This window comes from Paenibacillus sp. FW104-T2, assembly GCF_058789975.1.
Genome location: NZ_JBYTCE010000003.1, coordinates 73,909 through 88,060 on the forward strand (window position 1 = coordinate 73,909; position 14,152 = coordinate 88,060).

14 protein-coding genes and 2 other annotated features are annotated in these 14,152 nt (G+C 50.3%); of the genes, 13 read left to right on the forward strand and 1 reads right to left on the reverse strand.

Annotated features, from left to right (window positions below; translation table 11 throughout):
- The first annotated feature begins 1 nt into the window (after nucleotide 1).
- The 6 genes from AC3WQ3_RS05060 to AC3WQ3_RS05085 all read left to right on the forward strand — a co-directional run bounded on the left by AC3WQ3_RS05060 (nucleotide 2) and on the right by AC3WQ3_RS05085 (nucleotide 5,847).
- Entirely contained in the window at nucleotides 2-178 is a 177-nt protein-coding gene (locus AC3WQ3_RS05060) for an H-type small acid-soluble spore protein (protein ID WP_336781518.1), read from the forward strand.
- Between the two features lie 187 nt (nucleotides 179-365).
- Complete coding sequence (gene tsaE / locus AC3WQ3_RS05065; RefSeq protein ID WP_154892624.1) at nucleotides 366-848, forward strand: tRNA (adenosine(37)-N6)-threonylcarbamoyltransferase complex ATPase subunit type 1 TsaE; 483 nt, start codon at nucleotides 366-368, stop codon at nucleotides 846-848.
- 2 nt (nucleotides 849-850) lie between these two features.
- Nucleotides 851-1,702, forward strand: a complete 852-nt coding sequence (tsaB, locus tag AC3WQ3_RS05070; RefSeq protein WP_336781517.1) for a tRNA (adenosine(37)-N6)-threonylcarbamoyltransferase complex dimerization subunit type 1 TsaB — start codon at nucleotides 851-853, stop codon at nucleotides 1,700-1,702.
- A gap of 18 nt (nucleotides 1,703-1,720) precedes the next feature.
- Nucleotides 1,721-2,242: a ribosomal protein S18-alanine N-acetyltransferase gene (rimI, locus tag AC3WQ3_RS05075; RefSeq protein ID WP_492471611.1), complete on the forward strand. Its 522-nt coding sequence runs from the start codon at nucleotides 1,721-1,723 to the stop codon at nucleotides 2,240-2,242.
- Nucleotides 2,239-3,294 (forward strand): tRNA (adenosine(37)-N6)-threonylcarbamoyltransferase complex transferase subunit TsaD, encoded by a 1,056-nt coding sequence (gene tsaD, locus AC3WQ3_RS05080; protein WP_492471612.1) that lies wholly within the window; start codon nucleotides 2,239-2,241, stop codon nucleotides 3,292-3,294. Before rimI ends, tsaD begins: the two co-directional genes overlap by 4 nt.
- Before the next feature lie 87 nt (nucleotides 3,295-3,381).
- Nucleotides 3,382-3,740 (forward strand) — a binding site (T-box leader).
- Between the two features lie 55 nt (nucleotides 3,741-3,795).
- Nucleotides 3,796-4,101, forward strand: a binding site (T-box leader).
- 189 nt (nucleotides 4,102-4,290) lie between these two features.
- On the forward strand, nucleotides 4,291-5,847 hold the full coding sequence (locus AC3WQ3_RS05085) for a 2-isopropylmalate synthase (protein ID WP_492471613.1): 1,557 nt from the start codon (nucleotides 4,291-4,293) through the stop codon (nucleotides 5,845-5,847).
- Between the two features lie 577 nt (nucleotides 5,848-6,424).
- Here AC3WQ3_RS05085 and AC3WQ3_RS05090 read toward each other — a convergent pair.
- The gene (locus AC3WQ3_RS05090; RefSeq protein WP_492471746.1) at nucleotides 6,425-8,380 is read right to left on the reverse strand and encodes an ABC-F family ATP-binding cassette domain-containing protein; all 1,956 of its coding nucleotides are present in this window, start codon (nucleotides 8,378-8,380) and stop codon (nucleotides 6,425-6,427) included.
- 278 nt (nucleotides 8,381-8,658) lie between these two features.
- On the opposite strand from AC3WQ3_RS05090, the gene AC3WQ3_RS05095 reads away from it, so the two are divergent.
- From AC3WQ3_RS05095 to groL, 7 genes are all read left to right on the forward strand, one after another.
- Nucleotides 8,659-9,282, forward strand: a complete 624-nt coding sequence (locus AC3WQ3_RS05095) for a 5-formyltetrahydrofolate cyclo-ligase (protein WP_336781103.1) — start codon at nucleotides 8,659-8,661, stop codon at nucleotides 9,280-9,282.
- 15 nt (nucleotides 9,283-9,297) lie between these two features.
- Nucleotides 9,298-9,804: a cyclic pyranopterin monophosphate synthase MoaC gene (gene moaC, locus AC3WQ3_RS05100; RefSeq protein ID WP_336781102.1), complete on the forward strand. Its 507-nt coding sequence runs from the start codon at nucleotides 9,298-9,300 to the stop codon at nucleotides 9,802-9,804.
- A 37-nt stretch (nucleotides 9,805-9,841) separates the two neighbouring features.
- Nucleotides 9,842-10,327, forward strand: coding sequence for a MogA/MoaB family molybdenum cofactor biosynthesis protein (locus AC3WQ3_RS05105; protein ID WP_095289023.1), 486 nt, complete (start codon nucleotides 9,842-9,844; stop codon nucleotides 10,325-10,327).
- A gap of 187 nt (nucleotides 10,328-10,514) precedes the next feature.
- Nucleotides 10,515-10,769, forward strand: coding sequence for a twin-arginine translocase TatA/TatE family subunit (gene tatA / locus AC3WQ3_RS05110; protein WP_492471614.1), 255 nt, complete (start codon nucleotides 10,515-10,517; stop codon nucleotides 10,767-10,769).
- A 77-nt stretch (nucleotides 10,770-10,846) separates the two neighbouring features.
- Nucleotides 10,847-11,629: a twin-arginine translocase subunit TatC gene (gene tatC, locus AC3WQ3_RS05115; RefSeq protein WP_110821396.1), complete on the forward strand. Its 783-nt coding sequence runs from the start codon at nucleotides 10,847-10,849 to the stop codon at nucleotides 11,627-11,629.
- A gap of 393 nt (nucleotides 11,630-12,022) precedes the next feature.
- The gene (groES, locus tag AC3WQ3_RS05120; protein WP_090918205.1) at nucleotides 12,023-12,304 is read left to right on the forward strand and encodes a co-chaperone GroES; all 282 of its coding nucleotides are present in this window, start codon (nucleotides 12,023-12,025) and stop codon (nucleotides 12,302-12,304) included.
- A 71-nt stretch (nucleotides 12,305-12,375) separates the two neighbouring features.
- The gene (groL, locus tag AC3WQ3_RS05125) at nucleotides 12,376-14,007 is read left to right on the forward strand and encodes a chaperonin GroEL (protein WP_127538159.1); all 1,632 of its coding nucleotides are present in this window, start codon (nucleotides 12,376-12,378) and stop codon (nucleotides 14,005-14,007) included.
- The last annotated feature ends 145 nt before the right edge of the window (nucleotides 14,008-14,152 follow it).

A 14,152-nucleotide genomic window follows, 5' to 3' on the forward strand; every position in this document is an offset into this window, starting at 1 on the left:
GATGGATGTGAAACGCGCCAAGGCAATTTACGATTCGAAAGATACCATTGCCGTGAAACTTGAGGGGGATCCGGTCTGGATCGAACATGTGGATGAGGCTAATGGAATGGCAACCGTTCAAGTAGGCAGCAATCCGGGTAATACACAGACGGTTCGTGTGGATCGCCTGGAGGAGTAGAGGGGTAACGTCAGATTGCAGGATGACTTAGGAAGGCCGGTGCCGAAAGGTGCCGGTTTATTTGAGTTTGTGAAGGGTAAGTTCCTCTTTTGCCTCGCAACCCCGATGCTTGCGGGGGAAGAAAGGGACCGATATAATAAGGTTCAAAGTGAACTCAGGCGGTTGACCGCCAAAGGTGGGGCGTATAGTGAATAAGACGCATGAGCAGTGGGTGTATCAATCCCATGGCATTGCAGATACAGAAGCGCTTGCATCCGCACTTGCCGAACAAGCAACGGCCGGAATGGTCATTGCTCTCGACGGTGATTTGGGTGCGGGTAAAACAGCATTTTCACAAAAGTTTGCCTGGCATCTGGGTATACGTGAAGTGGTGAACAGCCCCACGTTTACGCTGATTAAGGAATATGAAGGGCGTCTGCCCTTATATCACATGGATGTGTATCGTATTTCACTGGAAGAAGCGGACGAGCTTGGACTGGACGAATACTTCTATGGAGCCGGAGTCAGTCTGGTGGAATGGTCCAGCATCATTCCCGAACTGCTGCCGGAGGACCATTTGCATGTACAGATCGAAACAACCGGTCCGGAGGATCGCACGATTACGCTGGATGGATACGGTGAAACTTATGCCGCCATGTGCCGGCAGTTCAGACAGAATGGAGTCAAATGATGATGGAAGATTTACAAAAAAAGCCGCGTCAGCGGTTTTTGGCGTTGGATACGTCCACTGCGGTGATGGCTGCCTCGGTGATGGAAGATCACGCCTTGCTGGAGGAGCGAAATGAACGTGCCGAACGGAATCACTCCGTGCACGTCGTGCCTGTAATGGAGCAGCTGCTGGCAGCCAGCGGCACTGCACCTGGTCAGCTCAACGGCATTGCCGTAGGCATCGGCCCTGGCTCATACACAGGAATCCGCATTGCGGTAACAGCGGCGAAGACACTCGCCTGGGCATGGGACATCCCCGTTGCCGGGGTGTCCAGCCTGCAGGCGATGGCGTGGGGCGGCTGGCATCGCGGCCTCGCGGCCAAGGCTGAAGCTGCGGCAGATGAACCTGCCGCAGCAGGGGCTGGCGGAACGCCATCCGCGGACCAGGGCGGCACAGGTGCCGCACCTGTCCACTGGATCGTTCCGCTTGTGGATGCGCGGCGCGGTCAGGCGTACACCGCGCTGTTTGCCTCCGCCGGGAGCGATGCGCCCCGGCGGCTCGCGCCAGATGCCATCCGCCTGATGGACGGATGGCTGGAAGCCCTCGCCGCCCGCATGGCGGAGGCAGCGCCGGAAGAGCGGCCCGCAGCCGTCTGGATTGTCGGCGAGACGGGCCCGCATGCGGCAGCAGCGGCTGAGCTTCGCTGCCCTGCAGGTACGGCGCTCCAGCTCGTTCCCTATGAGCTGGAAGGCCGCTGGATCGGGCGCCTTGGCGCCGAAGCGCTGCTTGCAGGGCAGCGCGATGATGTGCACGCACTGGTGCCCAACTACACCCAGCTGGCCGAAGCGGAAGCCAATCTACTGCGCAAAGGCTGAAAGAAGGGTGGCGAGCGGATGGACGATAAGGAAAGCAGCATACAGGATGCAGCACTTCAGTTCAGACTCATGACATTGAATGATATTCCGGATGTCATGGTGATTGAACATGAGGCATTTACGATGCCCTGGACGGAAGAAGCGTTTCGAAACGAATTAACAAATAATCATTTTGCCAAATATATGGTCATGGAACTGGACGGCAGGGCTATTGGATATGCCGGGATGTGGACCATTATGGACGAGGCCCATATTACCAACATTGCGGTAAGACAGGCTTACCGGGGTCGCAAGCTGGGGGACAAGCTGCTGGATGAGCTTATGAAGACAGCAGCATATCTCGGCATGGAGCGAATGACACTGGAAGTCAGGGTATCGAACCTGGTTGCCCAGCGTTTGTATGAGAAAAAAGGGTTTGAATCGGCAGGTCTTCGCAAAGGCTATTACTCCGACAATCAGGAGGATGCGATGATTATGTGGGCGAATTTGCCGCCTGCAGGCCGGAGCGGCGAAGAGGAAGGAAGCGTAACGGATTCATGAACGAACTGAGTGATAAACAACAATCAGCTCCATCCTATATATTGGCGGTGGAGACCAGCTGTGATGAAACATCGGTTGCCGTGGTCAAGGATGGACAGGAAGTGCTGTCCAACCTGATCTCGAGTCAGATTGAGACACATAAGGCGTTTGGCGGAGTGGTGCCTGAGGTCGCTTCACGTAAGCATGTGGAAGTGATTACCTTGATGATGGAACAGGCGATTGAACAATCCGGTATCCGTCCAAGAGACCTGAGCGCGATTGCCGTGACACAGGGACCCGGACTGGTGGGTGCATTGTTGGTGGGAATCGTTGCAGCCAAAACACTCGCCATGGCTTTGGGCAAACCGCTGATTGGCACGCATCATATTGCTGGCCATATCTATGCCAACCGGCTTACGCATGAGCTGCAGTACCCTGCAATGGCTCTTGTTGTGTCTGGCGGACATACGGAGCTTGTGCATATGGAATCCGAAGGCAAGTTCAAACTGATTGGTCGTACACGCGATGATGCCGTAGGCGAAGCGTATGACAAGGTAGCACGTGCGTTGGGGTGCCCATATCCGGGTGGCCCTCACGTGGACCGGATGGCGTCTGAAGCAGAGAAGGTTGTACCCTTACCTCGGGTATGGCTGGAAGCCGGTTCATACGATTTTAGTCTCAGTGGGTTGAAATCTGCTGTGCTGAACGCCCTCAATCAGGCCAAAATGCGCGGAGAAACGCTGGAACCGTCTGCTGTTGCACGCGGATTCCAGGAAGCTGTAGTGGAAGTATTGGTAGAGAAAGCGGTGCGAGCCGTTCGTGAATACGGATCACGCCAGCTGCTGCTGTGCGGAGGTGTTGCGGCTAACCGCGGTTTACGCTCGGCTCTGCAGGAGCGATGTGCCAAGGAAGGGCTCGAATTGCTGATTCCGCCGATGGAGTACTGCACGGATAATGCAGCCATGATCGGAGCGGCCGCGTATTTGAAATGGCAGCGGGGTGAAATCTCGGAATTTGATGCCAAGGCAGATCCGGGATTATCCTTGGAAGCATGGTCTGTTCAGACTGTGTAGCCGGACATTTGAATTATAGAGTTGACAGCAGCATGTGAAGAATGTATATTAGTTACAAATTTAAACAGGATATTGAAGTCCTGAACCGAAAACGCAATGAACAGGAATAGTAAGGTAAATCCGGGTCATAGAGAGCTGCGGGGAGGTGCAACGCAGTCGAAGGAAACCTGAAACTCGCCTGGAAGCGGAACGATGGAACACGGAAACTCCTTGGGAGGATCCGAAGGCCGAACAGGTCATGAGAAAGTACATCGTTACGGATTGCCTCCGTGATTGGGCCGTTGCTGTGCAGATGACCTGAATGTCAGGTAAGAACTCGGCAATAACAAAGGGGATTTTTCATCCTAGAGGAAATAGATCCGTATGGACGCATACGGTAGCTGCCTTGGGAGCATGGAAAGTCAACAAGAGTGGTACCGCGATGGTTACAGCCTGTCGTCTCTTGCATTATTGCGAGAGATGGCAGGCTTTTTTGATTGAACAAAAGGGTTACTACATACGATAAATGTAATGAACGGGAGCAGTAAAACGATGAAGCGCTCAGAGAGCTGCGGGGTGGTGCGACGCAGTGGCTGGAATCGTTTGAATCTCGCCCGGGAACGGAGCTGTGGAAACAGGAAGTCCTGTGTACACAGCAACGGCTGACCACCGTTATAAGGTGTTTCTCCAGATTGATCCATCAAGCAGCGCTATGGACAGCGCAGTGATGTTGAGCCTGGAGACGACGAGGTGGATGATGTCTGGCGCAAGCTGGAATCGTCAAGCAAGAGTGGTACCGCGGAGGGGATATAACCCGCCGTCTCTTAGATGAGATGGCGGGTTATTTGTTTTGCTGCCGGCAGCAAATGGGTGGGTGTGGAAGAGCATCGTTTTGAATGTTGAATAGGTATTGAATTCAGGAGTGCAAGTCGACGTGCACTCAGGAGAGAAAAAAACAGCATAGATAATGTTTATCATGGAATACACATACATTGAAATTAATGGAGGCGGAGTATAATGACAATGGAAATGAACAAGCGGAAAATTGAGATTTTTGATACCACACTGCGTGATGGAGAACAGGCACCTGGAGCCAGTCTGCAGCCTGAACAAAAAATTGAGCTGGCTCACCAGCTGGCTGCGCTTGGGATTGACGTCATTGAGCCTGGATTCCCGATCTCCAGCCCAGGTGAGTTCGCGGCGGTTCAGGCGATATCCAGACAACTGCAACATGTGGAAATTTGCGGATTTGCCCGTGCGGTCAAAGGAGACATAGATGCTGCAGTGAAAGCAACAGCTGATGCTGCACGACGCCGGATTCACCTGTTCATCTCTTCGTCGGATATCCATATTGAGCACCAATTGCGTCGTCCGCGCAGTGAGGTTGTCGCTACTGCACGTGAGATGGTGTCCTATGCACGCCAGTTTACCGACATTGTGGAATTCACGGCGATGGATGCAGCCCGGACCAAGATGGATGACCTGATCGAAATGATTGAGGTTGCTATTGAAGCTGGGGCCAGCATCATTAATCTGCCGGATACCGTCGGTTACGCGCTGCCGCATGAATACGGAGAGATGTTCCGCCGTGTCCGCGAGGGGGCCAGAGGTGGCGATCAAGTACGGTATAGCGCCCACTGTCATAATGATCTGGGACTTGCAGTGGCCAACAGTTTGGCTGCGATCGCGAACGGGGCTTCCCAGATCGAAGTAACGATCAACGGAATTGGTGAGCGTACAGGTAACTGTGCATTGGAGGAGCTGATCATGGCACTGGAGACAAGAGGAGATGCCATTGGTGCCACAACGAATATCCAATTGAATCAGCTATACGAGACGTCCCGCCAGATCAGCCGGGCCATGCACTTCCCGATTGCTTATAACAAGCCGGTGGTCGGACGCAATGCGTTCCAGCATGAATCGGGAATTCACCAGGATGGACTGCTGAAGAATCGGAACACCTATGAAATCATGGATCCTGAAGCATTGGGTATTCCGCGCAGCATGATCATTCTGGGGAAACATTCGGGTCGTCACGCTCTGAAAGACCGTGTTCGCAAGTACGGTTTCGAACCGGATGAACAGCAAATGGAACAGCTGTACGAAGTATTCAAGGAAACGGCTGACAAACAAAAAGTGGTCAGTGACGATCAGCTGCTACAAATGGTCAGCCAAACGATGAACATTCCTGCGCAGGATTATGAGCTGGTTGAACTGCAGGTAACGGCAGGCAGCATGACAGACCGGATGGCAGCCGTTCGGATCCGGACAGGTGCGGGCGAACAGACGTATTCTGCCGTTGGCAGCGGACCGGTAGAAGCAGCCATTCGTGCGATCGGTCAGAGCATTTCCGATGATATCAGCTTCGTGGATATGGAAATCCATGCGCTGAGCGGAGGAGAAGAGGCGACAGCAGAGGCGGCTGTTGCTGTGGAGCGTGCAGGACGGGAATTCAGAGGAACGGCTACGCACAATGATATTGTTATGGCAGCAGGTCTTGCTTATGTGGCAGCATGTAACGCTGCGGGACTTAAGGCAGAGTCAACGGAAAGCGACAAGTCTGTACACGTATAGAAAAGGTTGAATAAGCAAGGTAAAGAGTGAAGTGACGTATCAGAAATTGAAAAGCAGACCTTAGTTCTGAAGGTCTGCTTTTGTCTGATTATGTGGGTTAATCTATATAAGTAAAAAGCGATCTGTCAAGGTGTGATTATAGTTATCCACATATTCAGGATAATTTGTGGGTAACTGAACCAAAGTCAATCCAGCAATGTTTTCGAAACTAAAAGGGTTTAGGGGATAGTATACACCCATTATATCCACAAACTTGTGGATAACGTGGATAACTTGGTGGATAAATATGGTTTTTGTTCAAAAATGCGATTCTACCGCTGTATAATTAACTTCATTAAACTGCTTGCTATCTTGCTTTCCTGTGGATAAACATGAAATGGAGTAGAGTAAAAATATTTTTTCACAATTCGAGTAAATTTGACAAATGCAAAATCTCTAAATTAATCTCTGAAGTGATTCATATTAAAGCAAAAACAACAAAAAAGCCGATCCGGTTAAGGAGTCGGCTTTTACTATTTCTGTTTTTACTAACTGAACTTGCACATGAGCCCAATACGGATGCTGACGAGGTGTGAAATCAAGACTCAAGCGCGAGGATTTCCCAATCTTCATACGCTTTGGCCAGCTGGTGCTTCCGTGCTTCTGCATCTCCCTGAAGCTCCTGCAGCTTCATGTAATCCTGATATACCTCTGGAAGGGCCATCTGGGATTCAAGCTCCGTAATTTCCGTTTCCAGCTGGGCAATCTGCTGTTCGATTGCTTCCTGTTTCCGCTGCCGGTTACGCTCCTCACGCTTGGCCTGCTTGTCAGCTTCGAATGAAGCGGCTCCAGATTTCTCGGTTGGTTCCTGATCTGGTTTCACAGACCGCTTAGAGGAAGAGAGAGCTGCTTCTTCAGCTTCGCGTGCGATGTCCTCAAGCTCCTGCTTCTTCTCAATATAGTCATCATAGTTTCCGAGGTAATGCTCTGTTCCTCCAGGATGCAGCTCCACGATCCGTTCAGCCATTTTGTTGAGGAAATATCGGTCATGAGAGATGAACAGCAGTGTGCCCTCATAATCCATGAGCGCTGCTTCCAGCACTTCTTTGGCGAAAAGGTCGAGATGGTTGGTAGGCTCATCGAGAATCAGCATGTTGGCTTCCTTGAGCATGAGCTTGGAGAGGGAGACACGAGCCTTCTCACCGCCACTCAGCGAGGAGATCTTTTTGAGTACATCATCTCCGCTGAACAAGAAGTTGCCAAGCACGGTGCGAATTCTTGCTTCCTCCATGCCGGGATATGCACTCCACAGCTCCTCCAGAACCGTATTGTTGGGGTTTAGCCCCGTTTGCTCCTGATCATAATAGCCGATCTGTACCTTGGTTCCCCACTGGATCTGGCCGCTTACCGGGCGCAGGCTTCCGGTGAGGCATTTCAGCATCGTGGATTTCCCGATCCCGTTCGGTCCGATCAGCGCTACCGTTTCCCCGCGTCTAAGATCGAATGAGACATTGCGAAATAATGGCGAAGCTTCATCGTAAGCGACGGATAGATCGTCCACACGAAGCACTTCCTTACCCGACATGACGGCTGTCTCAAAAGAAAAATGAGCTTTCTTCAAGTCACCCATCGGCTTGTCCAAACGTTCCATCTTGTCCAGCGCTTTACGGCGGCTCTGAGCACGCTTTGTCGTGGATGCACGTACAATATTTTTCTGTACAAAGTCCTCCATCTTGGCGATCTCATCCTGCTGTTTTTCGTACTGTTTCATCTGACTCTCATACTCGGCAGCCTTAAGCTCCATATAACGGCTGTAGTTCCCTGTGTACTTTTTGGAGCGGTGCCGTTCGATCTCCACAATGGTAGTCACCAGCCGATCAAGGAAATACCGGTCATGGGATACAACGAGCAGTGCCCCTGAATACCCTCTTAGATAATCTTCCAGCCACGTCAGGGTCGGAATATCCAGATAGTTGGTAGGCTCGTCCAGCATGAGCAGGTCAGGTGCCTGAAGCAGGATGCGGGCAAGTGCAAGACGTGTCTTTTGTCCGCCGCTTAAGGTAGCAATCGGAGTATCGGGTGAAAACTCGCCAAAGCCCATTCCGTGCAGGACGCTGCGAATGCGCGTTTCCATGGCATAACCGCCGTGGTCCTTGAACCAATCCGAACGCTGGGCGTAGCGTTCAAGCAGGTCCGAGTACTTTTTCTCGTCCTCCATCTGGGCTGGATCGGCAATATCCTGTTCCATCTTCCGCAGTTCAGCCTCAGCCTGGGTCAGGTGAGAGAAGACATGCATCATCTCCTCCCAGATGGAGCGGTCGGATTGCAGACCACTGTTTTGGGCGAGATAACCCAGGGTTGTCTCTTTCGATTTGAAAATCTGTCCGCCGTCATAGGACATTTCGCCCGCAATGATTTTGAGCAGGGTGGATTTCCCCGCACCGTTCACGCCCACGAGTCCGATGCGTTCACGTTCTAATATTTGTAAGTTCACGCCGTCCAGAATCGGATCGACACCATAACGTTTAATAATTCCGGATACTTGCAGCAGCATATAATTAAGTTCCTCCATAGGTCCAGTTCTTGATTACTCAACTACATTCCAGTTTACATGAAATACAGATCAAATGCACCGATAACGAGCGCCCCGGCGTGTAGTCTTTTTGCTCAACTAATGATAAACTGAAAGAAGACATGTGAATATATGAGGATTTTGCAGAAAATCACTCATTTTAATTTTTTCAACGAGACGACAACTGGTCTTAACATATAATTGTTTTGAATTGACGCTTTTTTACTACCTTCCACATCAACAGGAGGTTATTCAGGAACATGCAGGACCGGACGGAACCCAAAAGCCAGCTTCGTTCCAGACTGATGAAGAGTCGTGATCTGATGGATGAGGCAATTCGGCAGCACGCCATGAGTGAAGTTAGTCTTGTGGCTAAACAGGAGCTGCAGCGACTTCGGCAGGACAAGCAGAGGTTGACGATTTTCAGCTACTTGTCTTATAGAAGCGAAGCATCCACGGCCTTTCTGTTTGAGGATGGCTGGAAGCACGGCGACAGGATGTTTGCACCGAAAGTGCTGGCGAATCCGGACCGTATGGAATTAAGGCGAGTGGCCGGAGAGCACGATATTGAGCCTGGCGTATGGGGGATCCCGGAGCCCAAAGACACCTGCGAGGTGCTTCAGCGTGAGGAATGGCCCAATATTGATCTCGTCATTGTACCCGGCCTCGGATATGATCTTCATGGCGGACGAATTGGTTATGGTGGCGGTTATTATGACCGATTTGCCGAGCAGCTTGAAGAAGAATGCTTCAAGGCAGGGAAAAGGCCGCTTCTCGCTGCACTCGTCTTGCCGGGACAACTGCAGGATGAAATTCCGATGGACCCGTTTGATCTGCGTATGGATCTGTTGATGACAACCGAAGGTATACTACATATCGAATAAAGGGTTGTGATGGTATTGAATTCCAATGCAAGGAATGGATCGGATTCGAGCGAAGGCAAGCTGACACATTTTAACGAGCAGGGACGTGCCCGTATGGTGGATATTTCGGGCAAGGAAGTAACTGTGCGTACGGCAGTGGCCGTATCCAAAGTAACGATGGACCCCTCCACACTGGAAGCCATTCGGGAGGGACGGATCGGGAAGGGCGATGTGCTCGCCGTGGCTCAAATCGCGGGAATCCAAGGCGCCAAGAAAACGTCAGACTGGATTCCGATGTGCCATCCACTGGCACTGAATGGTGTGGATATTCGTTTTGAGGACAATGGACTGGATGAATTGTCGATTCAGGTCACGGTCAAAACAGAAGGCAAAACCGGTGTCGAGATGGAGGCGCTCACGGCGGCTTCAGCAGCGGCACTGACGATCTATGACATGTGCAAAGCATTGCAAAAAGACATGATTATCGGACCAACGATGCTGCAATCCAAAAGTGGTGGCAAAAACGGTGATTTCAACCGATAAGGGACATTTATTTTCATAGAGGAGAAGGGTGATCTTTATGGTGTGGAGAACAGCAATCCTGACAGCCAGCGACAAAGGGGCCCGCGGGGAACGTGAGGATACGAGTGCACAAGTAATCCGGGAGCTAGTGGAAGAGGAACTGGGTGGGGAGATCGTGGAATACCGCATCGTTCCGGATGAACCCGATGAGATTATTGCGGCCTTGATTGAGATGACAGACTATTTTCATGCCGACCTTGTACTAACAACCGGAGGTACGGAGCTGGCGATTCGTGATATTACACCGGAAGCCACGCGTCGGGTTATTGAACGTGAAGTTCCGGGAATGGCAGAAGCGATGCGATACAGCGTTATGAGCAAAAATCGTTCCGCCATGCTGTTCCGGGGCGTGTGCGGGATTCGTGGACGTACGTTGATTGTCAATTTGCCGGGTACACCGAAGGGTGTGCATGAGCATCTGGCTGCGATTATGGATCAGCTTCCCGAAGCGCTCCTGATGGTTACAGGGCAATTTAAGCAATAACGGCAATCAACCCGGAAAGATGTAGAGTTAAAAATCGTTTCTTTTATACTCCTTAGTTGATTTTGCGGGTTATGTAAGTGGTTACATCTGTGGTATGATGGGCTTAATTGTAAATTACAGCAGATCCATCTATGAGTGTAGGGCCAAGTGTACGCATCTTCGAAGCTTGAGACGAGGAGGAATATCAATGTTAAGTTCCATTGGACCAACAGGTTTTATTTTGCTGGCCGTGATCGCTTTATTGTTGTTTGGACCTAACAAGCTCCCGGAACTGGGACGTGCTGTCGGACGTACTTTCCGTGAATTCAAAGAGGGCGCACGTGAAATCATCTCTGAGGATGATTCGTCCAATCGCAAAGAGCAGGAGAAATCCAAGCCGCTGGCAGTGGATAGTGAGCCTGAGACCGCTCCCAAGCCTGTAGACAAGCGTCTGCCGGAGTAACCTGACGGCAATGAATGAGAAATCCCTTCCTGCCGGAAGGGTTTTGTATTTTAAGCTGGCAATAATGGAGGGCAGGAATGACGCAGCAGAATGAAGAAATGACCATTACGGAACATTTGAGCGAGCTGCGCAAGCGGCTGATCTATGTGTTAAGCGTTTTTGTGCTGGGCCTGGTGGCAGGATTCTTCGTAGCAGATCCGGTGTACCGCTATTTAACGAAGGCGGAATCGGCTCAGGGGTTTGTGCTGCATGCCTTCTCCTTCTGGGATGGAATAGGGATCTATATGAAGATTGCCGGTCTGTTTTCATTGATTATTACACTGCCCTTTACGGTGTTTCAGATCTGGAAGTTTGTAAGTCCAGGCTTGCGGCCCCGTGAACGGAAAGCGACACTGAAGTATGTGCCTTATGTATTTTTGTTATTTCTGGTTGGACTGGCCTTTGCGTACTATGTTGTATTTCCAATGGCACTCGCTTTCACTTCCACGATTACGGAGAAGATGGGGCTTGTGGAGACCTATGGAATGAAACAGTATTTCAGTTTCCTGTTTGGAATTGTGCTGCCGGTATCGCTGTTATTCGAGCTTCCGCTGCTCATCATGTTTCTGACAGGGCTTCGGATATTGAATCCAATCCGTCTGCGAAAGATGCGGCGGGTGGCTTATTTTGTCCTGATCTTCATCGCAGTTGTTGTGACGCCGCCGGATTTCATATCCGATCTGCTTGTTATGATTCCGTTACTCCTGTTATATGAGATCAGTGTGTTTCTGTCTGCCATCGTATACCGCAAGCAGCTTGCGGCCGATGAAGCGGCAGAGGCCAGATATGTACGTGCCAACAATGAGCAGAGCGCAGGTTAAGTGAACCTTCCTGTGCTCTTGTTCTTGCAGCTTTCAATTAGACTATGCTCGGTATAATCAATTGCGGAGAGATCTGTGTTCTGGGACAGGCAGGCATATTTTGTCCAGCAATGGATACAATGGTGAAGGGCTGTTTAGTGATTCCGTTACAGCTAATTGGTGACTCGGTAACAGGGTTACGCAACAAGAGGTACGGTGCTGAACACGCTGTTTTGATGTCCTGATGTTAATGCAGCGTAAATTCTCGCATGAATTCTTCAAAAGGACTTGAAATCATGCTTCAAGTTGAGTATCATAAAGTTGGTTGTTAGCACTAAACACTGTCGAGTGCTAATACATATGGCTACAACCTACAATGCAACGTTATATAATTTCAAAAGGAGGCTATTTTTCATGATCAGACCTTTAGGTGAACGCGTATTGGTAGAACCACTGGAGCAAGAGCAAACAACTTCTTTCGGGATCGTACTTCCGGACTCTGCTAAAGAAAAACCGCAAGAGGGCAAAATTATTGCCGTTGGAGCGGGTGCACTGAAAGACGGCGTACGTGTAGCTCTGGAAGTGAAAGAAGGAGATCGCGTAATCTTCTCCAAATATGCCGGAACAGAAATCAAATTCGAAGGTAAAGAATATTTGATTATGAAAGAGAGCGATATCCACGCGATTCTCGACTAATTCAAATTTAATCGGTTAACCGAACCATATAGCAAGATCATTTTACAATATACTAGGGAGGTTTTCTTACCATGGCTAAAGACATTAAATTTAGTGAAGACGCTCGTCGCTCCATGCTTCGCGGTGTGGATGCATTGGCTAACGCAGTAAAAGTAACGCTCGGTCCTAAAGGCCGTAACGTGGTTTTGGAGAAAAAATTCGGAAGCCCGCTCATCACGAATGACGGTGTAACCATCGCTAAAGAAATCGAACTGGAAGATGCATTCGAGAACATGGGTGCACAACTGGTTAAAGAAGTAGCAACCAAAACAAACGATGTTGCTGGTGACGGTACTACAACAGCGACTGTACTTGCTCAAGCACTGATCACAGAAGGTCTGAAAAACGTAACTGCAGGCGCTAGCCCAATCGGTATCCGCAAAGGGATCGACAAAGCAGTTAAAGCGGCTGTTGCTGAACTGCAATCCATCTCCAAACCAGTTGAAACTAAACAATCCATCGCACAAGTTGCAGCTATCTCTGCAGCTGACGAAGAAGTAGGCGAACTGATCGCTGAAGCTATGGAAAAAGTGGGCAAAGACGGCGTAATCACTGTTGAAGAATCCCGTGGATTCGCAACGGAGCTGGAAGTGGTTGAAGGTATGCAATTCGACCGCGGTTACATCTCTCCATACATGATCACAGATACGGACAAAATGGAAGCTGTTCTGGACAACCCGTACATCCTGATCACAGACAAAAAAATCTCCAGCACACAGGACATCCTGCCATTGCTTGAGAAAATCGTACAACAAGGTAAACCACTCGTATTGATCGCTGAAGATATCGAAGGCGAAGCACTCGCGATGCTGGTTGTGAACAAACTGCGTGGTACATTCAACGCTGTAGCGGTTAAAGCTCCTGGCTTTGGTGACCGTCGTAAAGCAATGCTGCAAGATATCGCTGCCCTCACTGGTGGCCAAGTGATCACGGAAGAACTGGGTCTGGACCTGAAATCCGCTGTTGTGGAACAACTGGGTACAGCTCGCCAAATCCGTGTAACTAAAGAAAACACAATCATTGTTGACGGTGCTGGTAACAAATCCGATATCGATGCACGTGTTAGCCAAATCCGTACACAACTGGAAGAAACAACTTCCGAGTTCGACAAAGAGAAACTGCAAGAGCGTCTGGCTAAATTGTCCGGCGGCGTAGCAGTAATCAAAGTCGGTGCGGCTACTGAAACTGAATTGAAAGAACGCAAACTGCGCATCGAAGATGCCCTGAACGCAACTCGCGCTGCGGTTGAAGAAGGTATCGTATCCGGTGGTGGTACTGCGCTCCTGAACGTATATCAAGCGGTTGCTGGTGTAGCACTGTCCGGTGACGAGCAAACAGGTGTTAACATCGTGCTGAAAGCACTGGAAGCACCAATCCGTACGATCGCTGCTAATGCTGGCGAAGAAGGTTCTGTCATCGTGGAACGTCTGAAAAAAGAGCAAGTGGGCGTGGGCTTCAACGCTGCTACTGGCGAATGGGTAAACATGATCGAAGCAGGAATCGTTGACCCTGCGAAAGTAACTCGCTATGCGCTGCAAAATGCAGCTTCCGTAGCGGCTATGTTCTTGACTACTGAAGCGGTTATCGCTGACAAGCCAGAACCTGCAGGCGCTGCTGGCGCTCCTGATATGGGCGGCATGGGTGGAATGGGCGGCATGATGTAATAAAGGTTTAACAACCTTTATGAACCATCTAGCAACTCATATCCATGAGTAGAAGAAGACTCCGAGAGATGTACACTTGAACAAGTGGCTTCTCTTTGGGGTCTTTTTGTTTCGTTTGATGACAGAAGGATGGGAGACTGCTTGC